Annotated in this window: 16 protein-coding genes; 7 read left to right on the top strand and 9 right to left on the bottom strand. The window is 72.7% G+C overall.

Annotated features, from left to right (window positions below):
• Positions 1-412: 412 nt before the first annotated feature.
• The 7 genes from ACFVUT_RS26370 (at position 413) to ACFVUT_RS26340 (ending at position 7,299) form a co-directional block, all read left to right on the top strand.
• The gene (locus ACFVUT_RS26370) at positions 413-1,252 is read left to right on the top strand and encodes a sulfotransferase family protein (protein WP_389654858.1); all 840 of its coding nucleotides are present in this window, start codon (positions 413-415) and stop codon (positions 1,250-1,252) included.
• Positions 1,249-1,803 carry an adenylyl-sulfate kinase gene (cysC, locus tag ACFVUT_RS26365; RefSeq protein ID WP_389654936.1) on the top strand — a complete coding sequence of 185 codons (555 nt, stop codon included), beginning with the start codon at positions 1,249-1,251 and terminating at the stop codon, positions 1,801-1,803. Before ACFVUT_RS26370 ends, cysC begins: the two co-directional genes overlap by 4 nt.
• Positions 1,800-2,711, top strand: coding sequence for a sulfate adenylyltransferase subunit CysD (gene cysD, locus ACFVUT_RS26360; RefSeq protein ID WP_389654860.1), 912 nt, complete (start codon positions 1,800-1,802; stop codon positions 2,709-2,711). The genes cysC and cysD overlap by 4 nt, the downstream gene beginning before the upstream one ends.
• 168 nt (positions 2,712-2,879) lie before the next feature.
• On the top strand, positions 2,880-4,136 hold the full coding sequence (locus ACFVUT_RS26355) for a sulfate adenylyltransferase subunit 1 (RefSeq protein ID WP_389654862.1): 1,257 nt from the start codon (positions 2,880-2,882) through the stop codon (positions 4,134-4,136).
• A gap of 4 nt (positions 4,137-4,140) precedes the next feature.
• The gene (locus tag ACFVUT_RS26350; protein ID WP_389671058.1) at positions 4,141-4,854 is read left to right on the top strand and encodes an ABC transporter ATP-binding protein; all 714 of its coding nucleotides are present in this window, start codon (positions 4,141-4,143) and stop codon (positions 4,852-4,854) included.
• Positions 4,838-5,752 carry an ABC transporter permease gene (locus ACFVUT_RS26345; RefSeq protein ID WP_389654866.1) on the top strand — a complete coding sequence of 305 codons (915 nt, stop codon included), beginning with the start codon at positions 4,838-4,840 and terminating at the stop codon, positions 5,750-5,752. The genes ACFVUT_RS26350 and ACFVUT_RS26345 overlap by 17 nt, the downstream gene beginning before the upstream one ends.
• Positions 5,749-7,299, top strand: coding sequence for a glycosyltransferase family 2 protein (locus tag ACFVUT_RS26340; RefSeq protein ID WP_389654868.1), 1,551 nt, complete (start codon positions 5,749-5,751; stop codon positions 7,297-7,299). The genes ACFVUT_RS26345 and ACFVUT_RS26340 overlap by 4 nt, the downstream gene beginning before the upstream one ends.
• A 29-nt stretch (positions 7,300-7,328) precedes the next feature.
• Here ACFVUT_RS26340 and rlmB read toward each other — a convergent pair whose 3' ends face one another.
• The 9 genes from rlmB to ispD form a co-directional block, all read right to left on the bottom strand.
• Complete coding sequence (rlmB, locus tag ACFVUT_RS26335) at positions 7,329-8,285, bottom strand: 23S rRNA (guanosine(2251)-2'-O)-methyltransferase RlmB (RefSeq protein ID WP_389654870.1); 957 nt, start codon at positions 8,283-8,285, stop codon at positions 7,329-7,331.
• Positions 8,286-8,369: 84 nt separating this feature from the next.
• On the bottom strand, positions 8,370-9,773 hold the full coding sequence (cysS, locus tag ACFVUT_RS26330) for a cysteine--tRNA ligase (RefSeq protein WP_389654872.1): 1,404 nt from the start codon (positions 9,771-9,773) through the stop codon (positions 8,370-8,372).
• Between the two features lie 173 nt (positions 9,774-9,946).
• Positions 9,947-10,351 carry a PPOX class F420-dependent oxidoreductase gene (locus ACFVUT_RS26325; RefSeq protein ID WP_389654874.1) on the bottom strand — a complete coding sequence of 135 codons (405 nt, stop codon included), beginning with the start codon at positions 10,349-10,351 and terminating at the stop codon, positions 9,947-9,949.
• A 63-nt stretch (positions 10,352-10,414) separates the two neighbouring features.
• Positions 10,415-11,596, bottom strand: a complete 1,182-nt coding sequence (locus ACFVUT_RS26320; protein WP_389654938.1) for an MFS transporter — start codon at positions 11,594-11,596, stop codon at positions 10,415-10,417.
• 212 nt (positions 11,597-11,808) lie between these two features.
• On the bottom strand, positions 11,809-13,530 hold the full coding sequence (locus ACFVUT_RS26315) for an ABC transporter permease subunit (protein WP_389654876.1): 1,722 nt from the start codon (positions 13,528-13,530) through the stop codon (positions 11,809-11,811).
• 4 nt (positions 13,531-13,534) lie between these two features.
• On the bottom strand, positions 13,535-15,052 hold the full coding sequence (locus tag ACFVUT_RS26310) for an ABC transporter substrate-binding protein (protein ID WP_389654877.1): 1,518 nt from the start codon (positions 15,050-15,052) through the stop codon (positions 13,535-13,537).
• A gap of 31 nt (positions 15,053-15,083) precedes the next feature.
• Positions 15,084-15,665, bottom strand: a complete 582-nt coding sequence (locus ACFVUT_RS26305) for a GNAT family N-acetyltransferase (protein WP_389654879.1) — start codon at positions 15,663-15,665, stop codon at positions 15,084-15,086.
• A gap of 165 nt (positions 15,666-15,830) precedes the next feature.
• Positions 15,831-16,352 carry a 2-C-methyl-D-erythritol 2,4-cyclodiphosphate synthase gene (gene ispF / locus ACFVUT_RS26300; protein ID WP_389654881.1) on the bottom strand — a complete coding sequence of 174 codons (522 nt, stop codon included), beginning with the start codon at positions 16,350-16,352 and terminating at the stop codon, positions 15,831-15,833.
• Complete coding sequence (ispD, locus tag ACFVUT_RS26295; RefSeq protein ID WP_389654883.1) at positions 16,342-17,088, bottom strand: 2-C-methyl-D-erythritol 4-phosphate cytidylyltransferase; 747 nt, start codon at positions 17,086-17,088, stop codon at positions 16,342-16,344. The genes ispF and ispD overlap by 11 nt, the downstream gene beginning before the upstream one ends.
• Positions 17,089-17,422: the final 334 nt, after the last annotated feature.

The raw sequence follows: 17,422 nt of genomic DNA, 5'->3' as shown, positions 1-17,422 counted from the left end.
TTCCCGGCATGCCGACGTCGGCCTGGAGCACCCGCTGACGCTGTCGACCGGACAGAGGATCACCGCCCCCGGCACAGCGACGAGCCGCTCGGCCGAGGCACGGGGCTAGCCGAGGCAGGGGCTAGCCGAGGCAGGGATGAGCCGAGACAGGGCGATCGGACGCTGACGGATCCCCCTGCCACCCGTCGGCACCCGTGCTTTCACGCGACGCCTCCACAGCAGTGTGCAGCTCCCAGGCCCCAAGGAATCGAATTCCCTTTCCGAAGGGCGACCATACCATGCATTTACCTCTCATTTACCTCTCATAAATAATTCATTCTCGCCACAGGCGGCAACAATTCCCGATTCATGGAGCGGCGATAGAACAGCTCTCCGGCAAGCGGATTCACAGGTCCCAAGGAGGCACGAACGGATGCCACTGCACGATCCACGGGTACGGGCTGCCGCCCGCCGCGCCCGCCGCGCACTGCGCGCGTGGAGATCACCGGGCACGCAGGCCCCGCCCCGCGCCCGCCCCGCCCCACGCGGGGACCGGCTGGTTCCCGCGCCGGTGTTCGTCATCTCCTCGGTGCGCTCCGGGTCGACGCTGCTGCGGGTGCTCCTCAACAGCCATCCGGCGATCCGCGCACCGCACGAGATGCATCTGCGCACCCTGGAGGTCCGCAGGTCGAAGAAGTACACCGACACGGCCATGAGCGAACTGGGCCTGGACGGAAAGGAGTTGGAGTACCTGCTGTGGGACCGCATCCTGCACAGGGAGCTGACCCACAGCGGCAAGGACGTCATCGTCGACAAAACCCCGGGCAACGCCTTCGTCTGGCGCCGCCTGCACGAGGCCTGGCCGCAGGCGCGCTACATCTTCCTGCTCCGCCACCCCGCCTCCATGGTCAGTTCACTGATGAACGGCCGTCCGGACCGCGATCCGGACCAGACGGTCGCCGAGGTGAAGAAGTACGTCGACGCCGTGGAGGAGGCCCGCTCGTCCCTGCCGGGTCTCACCGTCCGCTACGAAGAACTCACCGAGGATCCGGAAACGGTCACCCAGCGAATCTGTGAATTCCTGAGAGTTCCCTGGGAATCCACCATGTTGGATTACGGCGAGCAGGACCACGGCCCCTTCAAGGCATTCATCGGCGACTGGAGCGACACCATCAAGGCCGGCACAATCCAGAAGGCACGCCCCCTGCCCGCCGCGCATGCCGTACCGGAGGACCTCCGCGCGATTTCCCGGACGTGGGGATACACGTGCTGAGCCCGGCGGACGGCTGTCGCTGCGGGGCCACCGTCTGGCTGACCGGCCTGCCGAGCGCCGGGAAGACGACCATCGCCCGCGCCGTGGAGCGCGCGTTGCGCGAGGCGGGCCGCCGGGTCGAGGTGCTGGACGGGGACGAGTTCCGGGAGACCCTCTCGTCGGGTCTCGGCTTCTCCCGCGAGGACCGGCACACCAACGTCCGGCGTATCGGCATGGTTGCCGAGGTCCTGGCCCGGAACGGGGTCATCGCCCTGGTCCCGGCCATCGCACCGTACGCCGACAGCAGGGCAGCGGTCAGGGAACGGCACGCCAGGAGCGGAACCCGCTATCGGGAGGTGCACGTCGCGACGCCCGTCGAGGTGTGCTCGGCGCGGGACGTGAAGGGGTTGTACGCCCAGCAGGCGGCCGGCGAGATCAGCGGTCTCACCGGGATCGACGACCCGTACGAGGCGCCCGAGTCACCGGACCTGCGGATCGAGTCGCACCTGTGGACGGTGGACGAGTCGGCGGCCGCGGTGCTGGAACTGCTCAGCGGAAGGAGCCCGGTATGACGCCGCAGGACCCGGCCCCCCGAGGGCACCTGGACTCCCTGGAGTCCGAGGCGGTGCACATCTTCCGTGAGGTGGCGGGTGAGTTCGAGCGGCCGGTGATCCTGTTCTCCGGCGGCAAGGACTCGATCCTGATGCTGCACCTGGCGCTGAAGGCGTTCGCCCCGGCGCCGGTGCCGTTCCCGCTGCTGCACGTGGACACCGGGCACAACTTCCCCGAGGTCCTGGAGTACCGCGACCGCACCGTGGAGAAGCACGGGCTGCGGCTGCACGTCGCCTCCGTACAGGAGTACATCGACGCCGGGAAGCTCCGCGAACGCCCCGACGGCACCCGCAACCCCCTCCAGACCGTCCCGCTCACCGAGGCGATCCAGCGGCACCGCTTCGACGCCGTGTTCGGCGGCGGACGGCGGGACGAGGAGAAGGCGCGCGCCAAGGAGCGGGTCTTCTCGCTGCGTGACGAGTTCTCCCAGTGGGATCCCCGCCGCCAGCGCCCCGAACTCTGGCAGCTCTACAACGGCCGCCACGCCCCCGGCGAGCACGTCCGCGTCTTCCCGATCTCCAACTGGACCGAACTGGACGTCTGGCAGTACATCGCCCGTGAGGGCATCGAGCTGCCGGAGATCTACTTCGCCCACGAGCGCGAGGTCTTCGACCGCTCCGGCATGTGGCTGACCGCCGGCGACTGGGGCGGCCCCGGGGAACACGAGAGGACCGAGATCCGGCAGGTGCGCTACCGCACGGTCGGCGACATGTCCTGCACCGGCGCCGTCGACTCCGACGCCACCACCCTGGACGCCGTCATCACCGAGATCGCCGCCTCCCGCCTCACCGAGCGCGGTGCCACCCGCGCCGACGACAAGCTCTCCGAGGCCGCGATGGAAGACCGCAAGCGCGAAGGGTACTTCTGAGGGCCTCGCGTGTGGATCAGGCCGGGATCGCGTGCCCCGGCACCGCACCTCGCCGCGTCGTCGTCCCTCGTCCCTCGCCATGGCACCGCCATGAGTCCCTCCACCGCCCTGCGCCGCACGGCACCGGCCCCCGCTCCCCGATCCGGCTGATCCCACGAGAGGCCCGCCATGACCACCACCACCGTCACAGCCACCACCGCCACCACCGGGCAGCTCTCGGCCACCACCCTGCTGCGGTTCGCCACCGCCGGGTCCGTCGACGACGGCAAGTCCACCCTCGTCGGACGCCTCCTCCACGACTCCAAGTCGGTCCTCGCCGACCAGCTCGAAGCCGTCGCGCACGCCTCCCGCAACCGCGGCCGGGAAGGCCCCGACCTCGCCCTGCTCACCGACGGACTGCGCGCCGAACGCGAACAGGGCATCACCATCGACGTGGCCTACCGCTACTTCGCCACACCCCGCCGCCGGTTCATCCTCGCCGACACCCCCGGCCACGTGCAGTACACCCGCAACATGGTCACCGGCGCATCCACCGCCGAGCTCGCGGTCGTCCTGGTCGACGCCCGCAACGGCGTCGTCGAACAGACCCGACGCCACGCCGCTGTCACCGCACTCCTGCGCGTCCCCCACGTCGTCCTCGCCGTCAACAAGATGGACCTCGTCGACTGGTCCGAGAAGGAATTCCGCCGCGTCACCGAGGACTTCGCCCGCCACGCCCAGGGGCTCGGCGTCCCGGGGCCGGCCTCGTTCACCGCGATCCCCCTCTCCGCGCTGAACGGCGACAACGTCGTGGAGCCCTCCGCCCGCATGGACTGGTACACGGGTCCGACCCTGCTCGCGCATCTGGAGACCGTGCCCACCGACGACGATCTCGCCGGGAGGCCCGCCCGGTTCCCGGTGCAGTACGTCATACGGCACGACGGCCGACGTCTCTACGCGGGCCAGTTGGCGTCCGGAGTGCTGCGGGTCGGCGAGCAGGTCACCGTACTGCCCTCCGGGCGGCGCTCCACCGTCACCGCGATCGACCGGCTCGGTGAGCCCGTCCCGGCGGCGTACGCGTCCGACTCGGTCGCTCTGCGGCTCGGCGACGAACTGGACGTCTCACGGGGCGACCTGATCGTGCCCGCCGCCGAAGCACCTCTGCCGACCCGCACGGTCGAGGCCGACGTCTGCCACCTCGCCGACCGGCCACTGCGCGTCGGTGACCGGGTGCTCGTCAGGCACACCACCCGCACCGTCAAGGCCGTGGTCGAGGAGATCACCGGAGCACCCCACGGGCTCACCGCCAACGACCTGGGCCGGGTGCGGCTGCGTACCGCCGAGGCGCTCTTCACGGACTCGTACGCCGACTGCCGGCGCACCGGATCGTTCCTCCTGATCGACCACGCCGACGGTGCCACGCTCACCGCGGGCATGGTCCGGTGATCCTGTGCCGGCCCTTGCTCTGTCCCGCGTGACCCACGGCTATCCGGGCGGGTCCGCTCCCGTCGTCGAGGACCTCGACCTGACCGTCGCCGAGGGCGAGTTCCTCTGTGTGCTGGGCGCGTCCGGATCCGGGAAGTCGACCCTTCTCGCCCTGCTGGCAGGACTGGTCGAACCCCTGTCGGGGACCGTGTCCCGGCCCGAGCCCCGGCCCGCCCTGATGTTCCAGGAACACGCCCTGTTCCCGTGGCTGACCGCGGGCGGGAACGTCGAAATCGCCCTGCGGCTGCGCGGGGTGCCGAGATCCCGGTGGCACGCCGAGACGGAGCGGCTGCTCTCGCTGGTGCGGCTCGACGGGGTGCGGGACCGGCCCGTGCACACGCTCTCCGGCGGGATGCGCCAACGGGTGGCGCTGGCCCGTGCGATGGCGCAGGGCAGCAGCGTCCTGCTGATGGACGAACCGTTCGCCGCGCTCGACGCGATCACCCGCGACGTCCTGCACGAGATGCTGACCCGGGTGTGGCGCGAGCAGCGGCTCACGGTCGTGTTCGTCACGCACAACGTGCCGGAGGCCGTCCGCCTCGGCACCCGCATCGTCCTGCTGGCGTCCCGGCCGGGGCGCGTCGCGCACGCATGGCAGGGCGGGGCACCGGGGACGGACTCCGCCACGATCACCGCCCGGCTGCGGGAGGAGGTCGTGCGCCATGCCCGTATCGGCTGAACCGGTGGCCGGCGAGGTCTCCGACGGCCTCGACGCCCTGGACGCCCCCGCCCCCACCGCCCCGTCCCGTGCCCGGCGGCGCCGCCTCCGTCCGCCGGCCGCCGCGGCCGTCGCGGTGCTGGGTGTCCTCCTGCTGTGGCAGGCCGCCTACGCCCGGGGCCTCTCCACGACGCTGCCCTCCCCCTCGTCCGTCGCGGCGGCGCTGGCCGGCACCTGGCGGGACGGCACGCTGCTGCCCTCGCTGGGCCACAGCCTGCTGCGGACCGGTGCGGGATTCGTCCTCTCCGTCGTGCTGGGGGTACTGACCGGTCTGCTGGTCCACCGGGTCCGGCCGGCCCGGGAGGTGCTCTCGCCCGTCCTGTCCGCCCTCCAGTCACTGCCGGCGGCCGGGCTCGTCCCGCTGGCGGTGGTCGTCCTCGGGGAGTCCGAGGGCGCGGTGTACGCGGTCGTCCTGCTGGGTGCCGTACCGCCGGTGGCCCTCGGCCTCGCGGGGGCGCTCGGCCGGATCCCGCCCCTGCTGCTGCGGGCGGGCCGGTCCCTGGGGGCGCACGGCCTCCCCTACGTACGCCACATCCTGCTGCCCGCGGCACTGCCCGGTCTGGTCGCCGCACTGCGGCAGGGCTGGACGTTCGGCTGGCGGGCGCTGATGACCGCCGAACTGATCACCACCGCCCCACTGCCCGGCGTCGGCCAACTCCTCGATTCCGGCAAACAGCAGGACGACACCGCCCTGGTCCTGGCGGCCGTCCTGCTGATCCTCGCCGTCGGTGTCGTCGTCGAGTCGGCCGTCTTCGCCCCCGTCGAACGCCGGGTGCTGCGCATCCGGGGTCTGCTTCCCGACCGGGCCACGTCCGGTCCGGACCGTCCCCGCCCGTCCCGAAAGGTACGCGTCCCATGAGCACCACCCCCGAACCCCGGGTCAGCGTCGTCGTCCCGGTGTACAACCCCGGTCCGCACATCGACGAACTGATCGCCTCCCTGCTGCGCCAGTCCATGGCACCCGGCGACTTCGAGGTGATCTTCGTCGACGACGGTTCGACCGACGGCACGGGCGCCCGGCTCGACGACCTCGCCTCCCGTCACGCGCACATCGACGTCGTGCACATACCCAACTCCGGCTGGCCCTCCCGCCCCCGCAACATCGGTATCGAGCGTGCCCGGGGTACGTACGTCCAGTTCGCCGACAACGACGACTGGTTCGGTGACGAGGCGCTGCAACGGCTGTACGCGTACGCGACCGCCCATGACGCCGATGTCGTCGTCGGCCGGATGGCGGGCATCCGCCGCGCTGTCCCGCGCGAGCTGTTCCGCAGGAACCACCCCGAGGCGACGCTCGCGAACGCCCCGCTCATCGACAGCCTGACCCCGCACAAGATGTTCCGCAGGGAGTTCCTCCTGGAGCATGGTCTGCGCTTTCCCGAGGACGAGCGGCGGCTGGAGGACCATGTCTTCGTCACCGCCGCCTACTTCGCCGCCCGGCGGATCTCCGTGCTGTCCGATTACGTCTGCTACTACCACGTGGGCCGCCCGGACGCCTCGAACGCCGGATTCCGCGCCTTCGACCCGGCCGGTTACTTCGGCAATCTCCAGGAGGCCCTCGACATCGTCGACCGGCACACCGGACCGGGAGCACTCCGCGACAGGCTGCACCGGCGGTGGCTGCGCGTGGAGATCGTCGACCGGCTGAGCGGGCGCCGCTTCCTCGACGCCCCCACGGAGTGGCGGGCCGACTTCTTCAGGGAGGCGCGGGCCGTGGCCGTCTCGCGATTCGCCCCCGGGGTCGCCGCGGGGCTGCCGACGAGCCGCCGGGCGGCGGCGGACCTGCTGATCCAGGGCCGGATGGCGGAGGCCCTGGAATGGGCGGGGTGGGAGTCACGGGTACGGGCGAGGGCGACGGCCCACATCTCCCCGTCGCTGGAGATCACGGCGACGGGCGAGCTGTACTCGGGCTCCTCGCCGCTGGGCTTCACCCACCGCTCCGACGGCACCGACGCCCTGACCGCCCCCGTGGCGGGCATCCGTCCGGACGCGCTCGACGTGACACAACGGCTCGGCTCGGCGCGCATGGATGTCCTGGCCCGACGGCGGGGCGGCGGCGAGGAGTTCTTCCTTCCGGCGACGACAGCCGTCGAACGCACCCCGTCGGGGAAGCCGCGGGGCGCGGCGGACCGGTTCCGGGTGGTGCACACCACGGTGGCCCACCTCGCCCCGGACACCCTCAACGCGGGGCGCAACGCGGGTGTCTGGGACCTGAAGGTGCGCATCACCAGCTGCGGCTGGCAGCGGGACACGGACCTGCCGCTGTCCCTGAGCGTTTCCACCGACGGCGCCCCGCCGTCGGTCGTGAACCGTGTCCGTCGCGAGAGGCTGGCGCGCGCCAAGCGTTCGGCGCGCCGCCACGCCCGACTCCTCCTGACCCGGGTGCGGAACCTGCGGCAGGGCTGAGGCGTGTCCCCGGAGCCCCGCCCGGCCCGTCAGGCGCGGCGCCGCGCGACCTCGTACAGGACGATCCCGGCCGCGACACCGGCGTTCAGCGACTCCGCGCCGCCCGGCATCGAGATGCGGACCCGGTAGTCGCAGGTCTCGCCGACGAGGCGGCCCAGGCCCTTGCCCTCGCTGCCGATGACGATGACGACGGGGCCGTCGAGGGCCTCCAGGTCCTCGACGGTGTGCTCGCCGTCCGCGGCGAGGCCGACGACCGTGAGGCCGGCCTTCTGGTAGCCCTCCAGGGCCCGGGTCAGGTTCGTCACCCGGGAGACGGGCGTACGGGCGGCCGTGCCCGCCGAGGACTTCCAGGCGCCCGCCGTCATCCCGGCCGCGCGCCGCTCGGGCACGACGACTCCATGGCCGCCGAACGCGGAGACGGAACGGACGATCGCCCCCAGGTTGCGCGGGTCGGTGACGCCGTCGAGCGCGACGATCAGCGGGTCCTCGCCGTTGTCGTACGCGGCTGCGGTGAGGTCCTCCGGGTGCGCGTACTCGTACGGCGGGACCTGGAGGACGAGGCCCTGGTGGTTCAGGCCGTTCGTCATCCGGTCCAGCTCGACGCGCGGGGCCTCCATCAGGTTGATGTTGCCGCGCTCACCGGCGAGCTGGAGGGCTTCGCGGACCCGCTCGTCGTTGTCGATGTACTGCTGGACGTACAGGGTCGTCGCCGGGACGCCGTCGCGCAGGGCCTCGTAGACCGGGTTGCGGCCGACGACCATCTCGGACGTGCCCTTGACGCCGCCGCGGCGCGGCGCGGGCCTGCGGGCCGCGGCCTGCTTGGCCTGGGCGTTGGCGACCCGGTTCCTCTTGTGTCCCTTGCGGGCGGCGGCGGGCGGCGTCGGGCCCTTGCCCTCCAGGCCACGGCGTCGCTGCCCACCGCTGCCTACCTGCGCGCCCTTCTTGTTGGACGTGCGGCGGTTCCTGCGCTGGCTGTTCCCGGCCATGACCTACCTGTTTCGTTGCTTCTCAGACATGCGTGCGTACAAGTGAAGTGTGCCGCCCGGAACGCCGGGCGGCACATGGGAGGACTACTGGCGCGGGCCGAGTGTCCATCGTGGCCCGGTGGCGCTGTCCTCGATGACGAGTCCGGACTGGCCGAGCTGGTCGCGGATGGCGTCGGCGGTGGGCCAGTCCTTGCGGTCGCGGGCCGCTTGGCGCTGGTCGAGGACGAGGCGTACGAGGGTGTCGACGACGCCGTGGAGGTCGTCGCCGCGGTCGCTCTCGCCGGACCAGTGGTCGTCGAGGGGGTCGAGACCGAGGACGCCGAGCATCGCGCGGACCTCCGCGAGGCGGGCGACGGCGGCTTCCTTGTCGTCCGCCGCGAGTGCGGAGTTGCCCTGGCGGACGGTGGTGTGGACGATCGCGAGGGCCTGGGGGACGCCCAGGTCGTCGTCCATCGCCTCGGCGAAGGCGGGCGGGACCTCGACGGCCGGGGCGACCTCACCGCCGGCCTTCTCCACGACGCGCTGGACGAAGCCCTCGATCCGGGCGAACGCGGACTCGGCCTCGCGCAGGGCCTCCTCGCTGTACTCGATCATCGACCGGTAGTGCGGGGTGCCGAGGTAGTAGCGCAGCACGATCGGACGCCACTGCTTGACCATCTCGCTGACGAGGACGGAGTTGCCGAGCGATTTCGACATCTTCTCGCCGGACATGGTGACCCAGCCGTTGTGGACCCAGTACTTCGCGAACGCGTCGCCGTAGGCCTTGGCCTGGGCGATCTCGTTCTCGTGGTGGGGGAAGATCAGGTCGATGCCGCCGCCGTGGATGTCGAAGGCGGTGCCGAGGTACTTGTGGGCCATGGCGGAGCACTCCAGGTGCCAGCCGGGCCGGCCGCGGCCCCACGGGGTCTCCCAGCTGGGCTCGCCCGGGCGGGCGGCCTTCCACATCGCGAAGTCGCGCGGATCCCGCTTGCCGGTCTCGCCCTCGCCGGACGGCTGGCGCAGGTCGTCCAGGTCCTGGTTGGAGAGCGAGAGATAGCCGGGGAACGACTTCACGTCGAAGTAGACGTTGCCGTCGGCGGCGTAGGCGTGACCGCGCTCGATCAGGCCCCGCATCATCTCGACCATCTCGGGGATGTGGCCGGTGGCGCGGGGCTCGTAGGTGACCGGGAGGCAGCCGAGCGCGTCGTAGCCGGTGTTGAACGCCCGCTCGTTCTCGTAGCCGATGGCCCACCACGGGCGGCCCTGCTCGGCCGACTTCGCGATGATCTTGTCGTCGATGTCGGTGACGTTCCGGACGAAGGTGACGCCGTAGCCGCGGTACTCGAACCAGCGGCGCATGATGTCGAAGTTCAGCCCGGACCGGATGTGCCCGATGTGCGGGGCGGCCTGGACGGTAGCGCCACAGAGGTAGATCGAGACACAGTCCGCGGTGAGCGGTACGAAGTCACGGATCTGCCGGGCGCTTGTGTCGTACAGGCGAATAGTCACGCCTCAAGGGTAGTGGGCGCGCACCAGTGCCCCGCGCCCCTCGGGGATCGCGGGGAAAAGTTTCTGGCGGCGCAGCGCCTTGGGGGGACTTCGTCGAACCCCCGTCCGCCCCGCGATCCGCCCCCCGTCCGCCCCGCGACCCGCCCCTCCGGGCGAACCGCGGGGAAGACACCTCAGACGCGTCCGACGACCTTGCGCGGAGTGATCCGGACGACCACCCGTTCGCCGTCGGCGCCGGCCTCGGGGTTGAACTCCGCGTACTGCTTGCCGGTGTACTTCACCGACAGCTCGTCGATGAGGTCCTGGCCGCCCTCGGTGGTGAGCGCGGCGGTGCCGCGGATCTCGGCGTACGTGTACGGCGCGTCGGAAGGCTGCACGACGACGGAGACCCGGGGGTCGCGGCTGAGGTTCTGCTCCTTGCGGCGGCCGACCGTCGTGGAGATGAGCACGTCGTCGCCGTCGCGCTTCGCCCAGACCGGGGAGACCTGGGGACTGCCGTCGGGCTGGACGGTGGCGACGATGACGAAGACGGGCGTGTCCAGCAGCGCCTTGAGTTCCGGGGAGAGTTCGGCGGTCATGGTGTATGTCCTCCAAGGGGGTCGGCGGTGCTTCTACCCGTTTACCCGTACCCCGACTCGGCGTCAGCGCTTCCGCTTCCCGTCTCTGCCCACCGGAAGGGTCAAGGCGAGTGCGGCGCCCGCGAGCGGCACGGCGGCGAGCACCGCCCACCGGACCGGGCCGGGCACGCCGAGCAGCGCCCCGGTGGCCGCGCTGCCACCGAGCACGGCGAGTCCGGAGACGGACGACAGCGCTCCGGTGGCGAGTCCGAGGCGGCGGTCGTCGACGAGATCCGGTACGAGGCCGCGGGCGGCGGGCACCAGCAGCATCTGCCCGAGCGTGAGCAGGACCACGAGCGCGGCACCGGGCAGGAGTCCGGCGGGCCCGGCGGGGGTGAGCGGTACGGCGGCGAAGGCGGCGGCGACGACGGCCAGTCCGGCGGCGAGGGCGGTGCGCGGGGCGATGCGGTGGGCGGCCCAGCGGGTGACCGGCAGCTGGGCGCAGACGACCAGGAGTGAGGAGAGCGCGAACAGCCAGCCGAGGGCGGTCTGCGCACCGGTGGCGCGCTCCACCTCGGCGGGGAGGGAGAGGTAGAGCTGGTTGTACGCGATCAGGTAGCTGCTGTACGCGAGGCAGAGCACGAGGAAGGGGCCGTTGCCGAAGACCTCGCGCGGGAAGCGCCGGGGCTCGGCCGCCCTGGTGACGGGAGCCCGGCGTGGCATCCTCCGGGCGTGTCCGGCGAGGACGCCGACGAAGACCAGCGCACCGGCGAGACAGGCCGCCCGGAATCCGGCGTCGAGCAGCAGGAGCAGCGAGCCGAGCAGCGGACCGATGAAGGCACCGGCCTGTCCGGCGGCGGAGAACACGGCCAGCACCTGGGCGCGCGGGGTTCCGGTGTCCTTCTCGTGCCGGACGGCCTCGCGGGCGGTCTCGGACTCCACGGCGGGTGAGAACAGCGCGGCGGCGAACCCGATGAGGACCACGGCTGCGAGGACGGTCGTGGTGGATCCGGCGAGGGCGAGCCAGCCGAAGCCGGCGATCCGCAGGGCGCAGCCGGCCAGGACGACGGGTCGGGGGCCGTACCGGTCGGTGAGTGCGCCGCCCACGACGAACAGGCCCTGCTGGCTGAAGGTGCGCAGGCCGAGGACGAGTCCGACGAGCCAGCCGGCCATGCCGAGGCCGGTGCCGAGGTGGGTGGCGAGGTAGGGCAGGACCGCGTAGAAGCCGACGTTGAAGGCGAACTGGGTGGCGGCGAGGAGGCGCAGGTAGGGGGTGTACCGGGGTGTCGCGGCGTCCTCGGGTCCGCTCGCGGTCGTTTCTCGGGGTGTCGCCAGGACCTCGGGACGGTCCGCAGTCGCCTCCCCTTGCGTTTCCCTTCCCCCTCCCCTCTCTCTTCCCCTCCCTCTTTCCCTTTCCCTTCCCCTCTCTCTTCCCCTTTCTCCTTCCGCCCGTCGGCCGGGCGCCGGCGCGTGCGCGGTCACGCGGCGCCCGTCCGGGTCCGGCCGCGTACCGCCGCTGCCGTGAGGACGGACAGGGCGCCGAGGACGGCGAGGGCGGCGGCGGGGGCGAGTACGGACCAGGGGGCCCGTTCCGCGTACGGCATGTTCTCCGACAGCATCCGGCCCCACTCCGGCGCCGGGGCCTGTGTGCCCAGTCCCAGGAAGCCGAGGGAGGCGAGGGCCAGGGCGATCGCCGGAACGCGCAGGACCGCGTGGCGCAGGACCGGGGGCAGGACGGCGGGCAGCAGATGGCGGCGGGCCAGGTGCCGGCGCCCGGCGCCCAGGGAGCGCGCGGCCGTGATGTGCGGGGCGGCACGCTCCTGCGCGTACAGGGCGGAGGTGTGGGCGGCGAGCGGGGCCCAGGCGACGGCGGTCACGGCCGCGGCGGCGCTCCAGGGGCCCGGTCCGGCGATGCCCGCGACGACCAGTCCGGTGAGGATCGCGGGCAGCGCGTTGGCGGTCTCGGTGAGTGCCCCGGCCCGTACCGCCCCGAGGACGAGGCCCAGCAGGAGGGTCGCGGCGGAGACGGCGACCGCGGCGAGCACCGTGTCGGCCGCTCCGTGGCCCAGCCTGGCGAGGATGTCGCGGCCGAGGGAGTCGGTGCCGAAGGGGTGCGCGGCGGACGGGCCGGCGAGGCGGGCCGCGGCGTCGACGTGGAGCGGGTCGCGCAGCAGTCCCGCGAGGGTCACGGCGACGAGGAGGGCGGCGAGGACCGCCGCCCCGGCGACGACCGTACGGCGGGCCGGCAGCACCGGGGGCACCAGCGCGGGCAGGGCCCCGTCGCGCAGGGCGGGCCCGAGCAGGGCGCGGGTGGCGAGGCGGGCCGCGCCGCCCGCCACGACGCCCAGGAGCAGGAGGAGCAGCGCACAGGCCTGGAGGACGGGGAGGTCCTGCGCGAGGGCCGCGCCGAGCGCCGTGCCGCCGAGGCCCGGTACGGCGTACAGCGTCTCGACGGCGACGGCGCCGCCTGTGAGGCCGACGACGATCAGCCCGAGCTGGGGCAGCAGTCCGGGCAGAGTGCGGCGCAGTGCGTGCAGCGCGACGCGGCGTCCGGGCAGTCCGCCCGCGGCCGCGGTCCGCGCCCACGGTTCGGCGAACGCGGCGGGCAGTGCGTCGTCCAGCAGCCGGCCGAGCAGGGCCCCCGCCGGGATGCCCATGGCGAGTGCGGGCAGCACCGCCTGAGCGGGCGTGCCCCAGCCGAGCGCGGGGAACCAGCCGAGCCGCACGGCGAGGACGGTGGCCAGCACGGCGGCCAGCAGGAATTCCGGCAGCGCGGCGAGTACGGCGGCGCTCGTCCCGGCCCGTGCGGTGCGGATCCGGCGCCGTGCCCCGCGCCGGAGCGTGCCCACCGCGAGCAGGGCGGCCAGGAGCACGGCGACGGCGAGCGAGACCCCCATCAGGGTGAGGGAGACGCCGAGCGCGGAGACCACGTCGGGGGCGACGGGCTGCCCGGAGACCCAGGAGATGCCGAGGTCGCCGTGGCCGAGCCCGCGGAGCCAGGTGCCGAGGACGTGTGCGGGCCCGCCGTCGAGGCCGGTCTCGGCGCGGATCGCGTCAAGGGTCTCGGGGGTGGGCGGCCGGTCGGCGTAGCGGGCGTGCAGGATCGTGAGCGCCGGATCGGTGCGGGTCAGCCGGGGCAGCAGCCCGATGACGGCGACGACCGCGAAGAGGGTGCCGAGCCGTCCCGCCAGGTGCTTCACCCGGTCACCCGACGCGGGTGTCGGCGGTGATGAGGGTGCGTTCCATCGGGTCGAGCGAGACGCCGTGGACGCGGCTCTCGTCGTACCCCTGGACGAAGCGTTCGTGGAGCAGCGGTACGAGGGCGTCGGTGCCCAGGATGTCGGCCTCGGCGGTCATCTCGGCACGGTGGCGGGCATCCGTGCCGGCGAGGCCGGCGGCCTTGGCCACGGCGGCGTCGACCCGCTCGTCGCAGAGCTGGGAGATGTTGAAGGTGCCGTCGCAGGTGAAGTCGGAGGCGAGGTAGGAGACGGGGTCGGCGGTGTCCAGGAGGGTGTTGCGGGCCTGGATGAACGCGTCGAACCGGCCGGCCAGCGCGTCGGCCTCCAGCTGGGCGTAGTCGCGTACCACCTGCTTGACGGTGAAGCCGCGGGCGGTGAGCTGCTGCTGGACGACGGTGGCGACCTCGGGCAGTTCGGGCCGGTTGGTGTAGGTGGCGAGGACGATCTCCTTCGTCTTCGCCACCTGGGCCCGGTCGGCGGCCTTCGCCCGGTTCGCGGGGGCCGTGCGGTCGGCTGCGGCCCAGGGCACGCCGGGGCCGAGGAGGCCCTGGGCGGTGTCGGCGCGGCCTTCGTAGACGCTCTTGACCAGGGCCTTGGAGTCGATGGCCTCGCGGGCGGCGGCGCGCATGGCCGGGTCGGCGAAGACACCGCGCCGGGTGTTGAGGGAGAGGCCGTTGGTGCGTGCGGAGGGGAATGCGTGGACGAGCCCGTCACCGAGGAGGGACGTCTGCGAGAGGGGGACGTACTCGGCGATGTCGACGGTCCCGGTGCGCAGGGCGTTGGCGCGTGCGGTGCCGTCGGCGACGAACTGCACGTCGGCTCCGGGTGCCTTGGCCCTCGGGCCCCAGTAGCTGTCGTTGCGCTGGAGGGTGGCGCTGACCGCGCCGTTGACCGCGGTCAGCGTGAACGGGCCGGTGGCGTGCCCGGCGGGGGTCACCTTGCCGTCGTAGTAAGCGGCGGCGGACAGGATCGTGAGGGAGGGGTTCGCCAGGCGCTGGGGCAGCAGCGGGTCGGGGTCGGCGGTGGATATCCGGACGGTCCGCGCGTCCGGCGCCGACGCGGTGAGGCGGGTGTCGCTGAGGACCCGCGGCTTGGGCGACGCCTTCTCGGCGGCGCGCAGCGAGCGCACGGCGTCGGAGGACGTGAGTTTCGTACCGTCCTGGAAGGTGGCGTCGCGCAGGGTGAATGTCCAGGTGCGGTCGTCGTCCCGCTTCCAGGAGGTCGCGAGTGCGGGCTCGGCCCCGCCGTCACTGTCGAGGGTGGTGAGGCCCTCGATCACGGCGAGGCGGCTGAGCGTGACCGCGTCGTCGCCGTAGGGGGACATGGCCTGGGCGGGCGGGAAGGCCATGACGACCCGGAGCCGTTTCCCCTGCGCGGAACCGTTGGAGGCGTCCGAGGAGCAGGCGGTGGCGAGCGGGACGAGGAGGGCCAGCGCGGAGAGCGTCAGCGGCAGCACGGAGCGACGGCGTCGGGGCGTGGGCATGGCAGCGACCTTATATGAAAACGATTGTCATCTATGGGGCGGGGACGGCAGGCGGCACCGGCAGCGCGAAGTGGACGATGCCCTGGCCGCCGCCCGGCAGCGCCCGCTCGTCGCACACCTCGTCCGCCAGCGACCGCCAGAACGGTTCGGCACCCGGTACGGCGGGGTCGGTGTGCAGGTAGATCGCCTCGTACCCGCCGGCTCGCGCGACGAAGCCGCAGAGCTCGCGGACCAGCCGGCGCGCCAGACCGCGCCTGCGGTGTGCGGGCGCCACGTAGATCCGGCAGAGCTGGGCGGTCGTGCCGGACGGGAAGCGGTCCGCGATCCACCGCGGATTGGGCGGGGCCTGGGGCCCGCGGTCGCGGACGGCGCCCGTGGCGACGATCTCGCCGTCGCACTCGACGACCAGCAGGGTGCAACGGCCGGGGCGCAGATAGGCGGTGTCCGGGTCGATGATGTCGGCGTGCCAGCGCGGCACGTATCCGGACCGCAGGTCGCGGTAGACGGTGTCGAGCATCACGGCGCGCGCCCCGCCGAGGTCCGCGGGGGTGGCGGTGCGCAGTACGTACCTGTCGGCGTCCGCCCGTACCGGCGCCACCGTCGTCGCGCTCATCTGCGAACCCCACCGCCCTCGTACGACACATCGCTTGCCGCATCAGCGTACCTGCGAGCCATGTGCAACAAGGCTCGGGGTCCGGAAGTCCCGCAGGTCAGCCGACCCGGCGGCTCCGGGGCATCCGACGCGGTGGACCCGTTCAGCCGCCGGGTTGGATCCGGGTCATCCGACGCGGTGGACCAGCGCGGTCGCGATCCCGGCGAGACCTTCGCCCCGCCCGGTGAAGCCGAGCCCGTCGGAGGTGGCGGCGGAGAGCGAGACGGGCGCGCCCACGGCGGCCGACAACACCTTCTGCGCCTCGTCGCGCCGCTTGCCGATCTTCGGCCGTACCCCGACGACCTGAACGGCGACGTTGCCGATCTCGAAGCCCTCGGCCCGCACGATCCGCGCCGCCTCGGTCAGCAGGGTGACCCCGGAGGCGCCGGACCACTCGGGCCGCCCGGTGCCGAAGTGCTGCCCGAGGTCACCGAGCCCGGCGGCCGAGAAGAGCGCGTTGCAGGCGGCGTGCGCGACGACGTCGGCGTCGGAGTGCCCGGCCAGGCCGGGCCCCTCGCCCTCCCAGAGCAGCCCCGCGCACCACAGCTCGCGGCCCTCCTCGAAGGCGTGGATGTCGGTGCCGATCCCGACCAGCGGGATCACGGGGCCGGTCCGTTCCTCGGGAGCCATCGTTTCCTCAGAAGCCATCGTTCGCCCTCCTGCGTGCGAGTACCGCCTCGGCCAGCACCAGATCCAGCGGCCGGGTCACCTTGAACGCCTCTTCGTGCCCGGGTACGACCACGACGGGCGCCCCGAGCCGCTCCACCATGCCCGCATCGTCCGTGGCCCCCTCGCCGTCGACGGCTAGGGCCTCGTGCGCGCGCACGAGCGTGTCGCGGTCGAAGCCCTGCGGGGTCTGCACGGCGCGCAGCCTGGCCCGCGCGGGCGTGCCGAGCACCGGCTCCGGTTCCCCCGGCGCACCGGGCTCGACCTCCTTGACCGTGTCGGCGAGCGGCAGGGCCGGGACGACAGCGGGCGCCCCGTCCCGTACCGCCTCGATCACCGCGTCCACGGTGTCGACGGGCACCAGCGGGCGCGCCGCGTCGTGGACGAGAACGACCGAGACCCCCTCGGGCAGGGCGTCGAGGCCGAGCCGCACCGACTCCTGACGGGTCTCGCCGCCGGGCACGACGAGGTAGTCGGTGCGCTCGGGCAGGGAGTGCTCGTCGAGCAGGTTCTTGACCTCCGGGGCGCCGTCGGGCGGTGCGACGACGACGACCAGGGAGACGGAACGGGACGCCGCCATGGCCCGTACCGCGTGAATGAGCATGGGCGTTCCGCTCAGCGCGCGGAGCGCCTTGGGGGCGCCCGGGCCGAGCCGCACACCCCGGCCCGCCGCCGGAATCACGGCGGCGGTGCGGTACGGACGCGGGTGATCAGACATCGGTTGCACTCCGAAGCTTCGGCATGTTTGTTTGCACGGCCGACGTGGGTATGGCCACAAGCGAGCCGGGCGCCACGCCCCGATTCGACCGGGCCCTTTCCGTGACACCCGATCGATGGCGGACAAGCCGCACCGGCCGCTCGGGATCGACTGCGCAAGATCGCGAGCAAGGTATCGGGGGGATGGCCGATGAAGCCAACGCATCGGCGGGTCAGTACGAAATCCAGACACGCGGTGGCTGAATCCAGACATGCCGCAGCGCCCGACGACATACCGTGAATACGGTTGTCAGCGGGCACCGCGGCACATTTTTTTACGACCGGCGCGAGCCGGT

The organism is Streptomyces sp. NPDC058051 (assembly GCF_042885475.1).
Lineage (GTDB): Bacteria > Actinomycetota > Actinomycetes > Streptomycetales > Streptomycetaceae > Streptomyces.
This window is presented reverse-complemented; position numbering and strand designations above follow the sequence as displayed.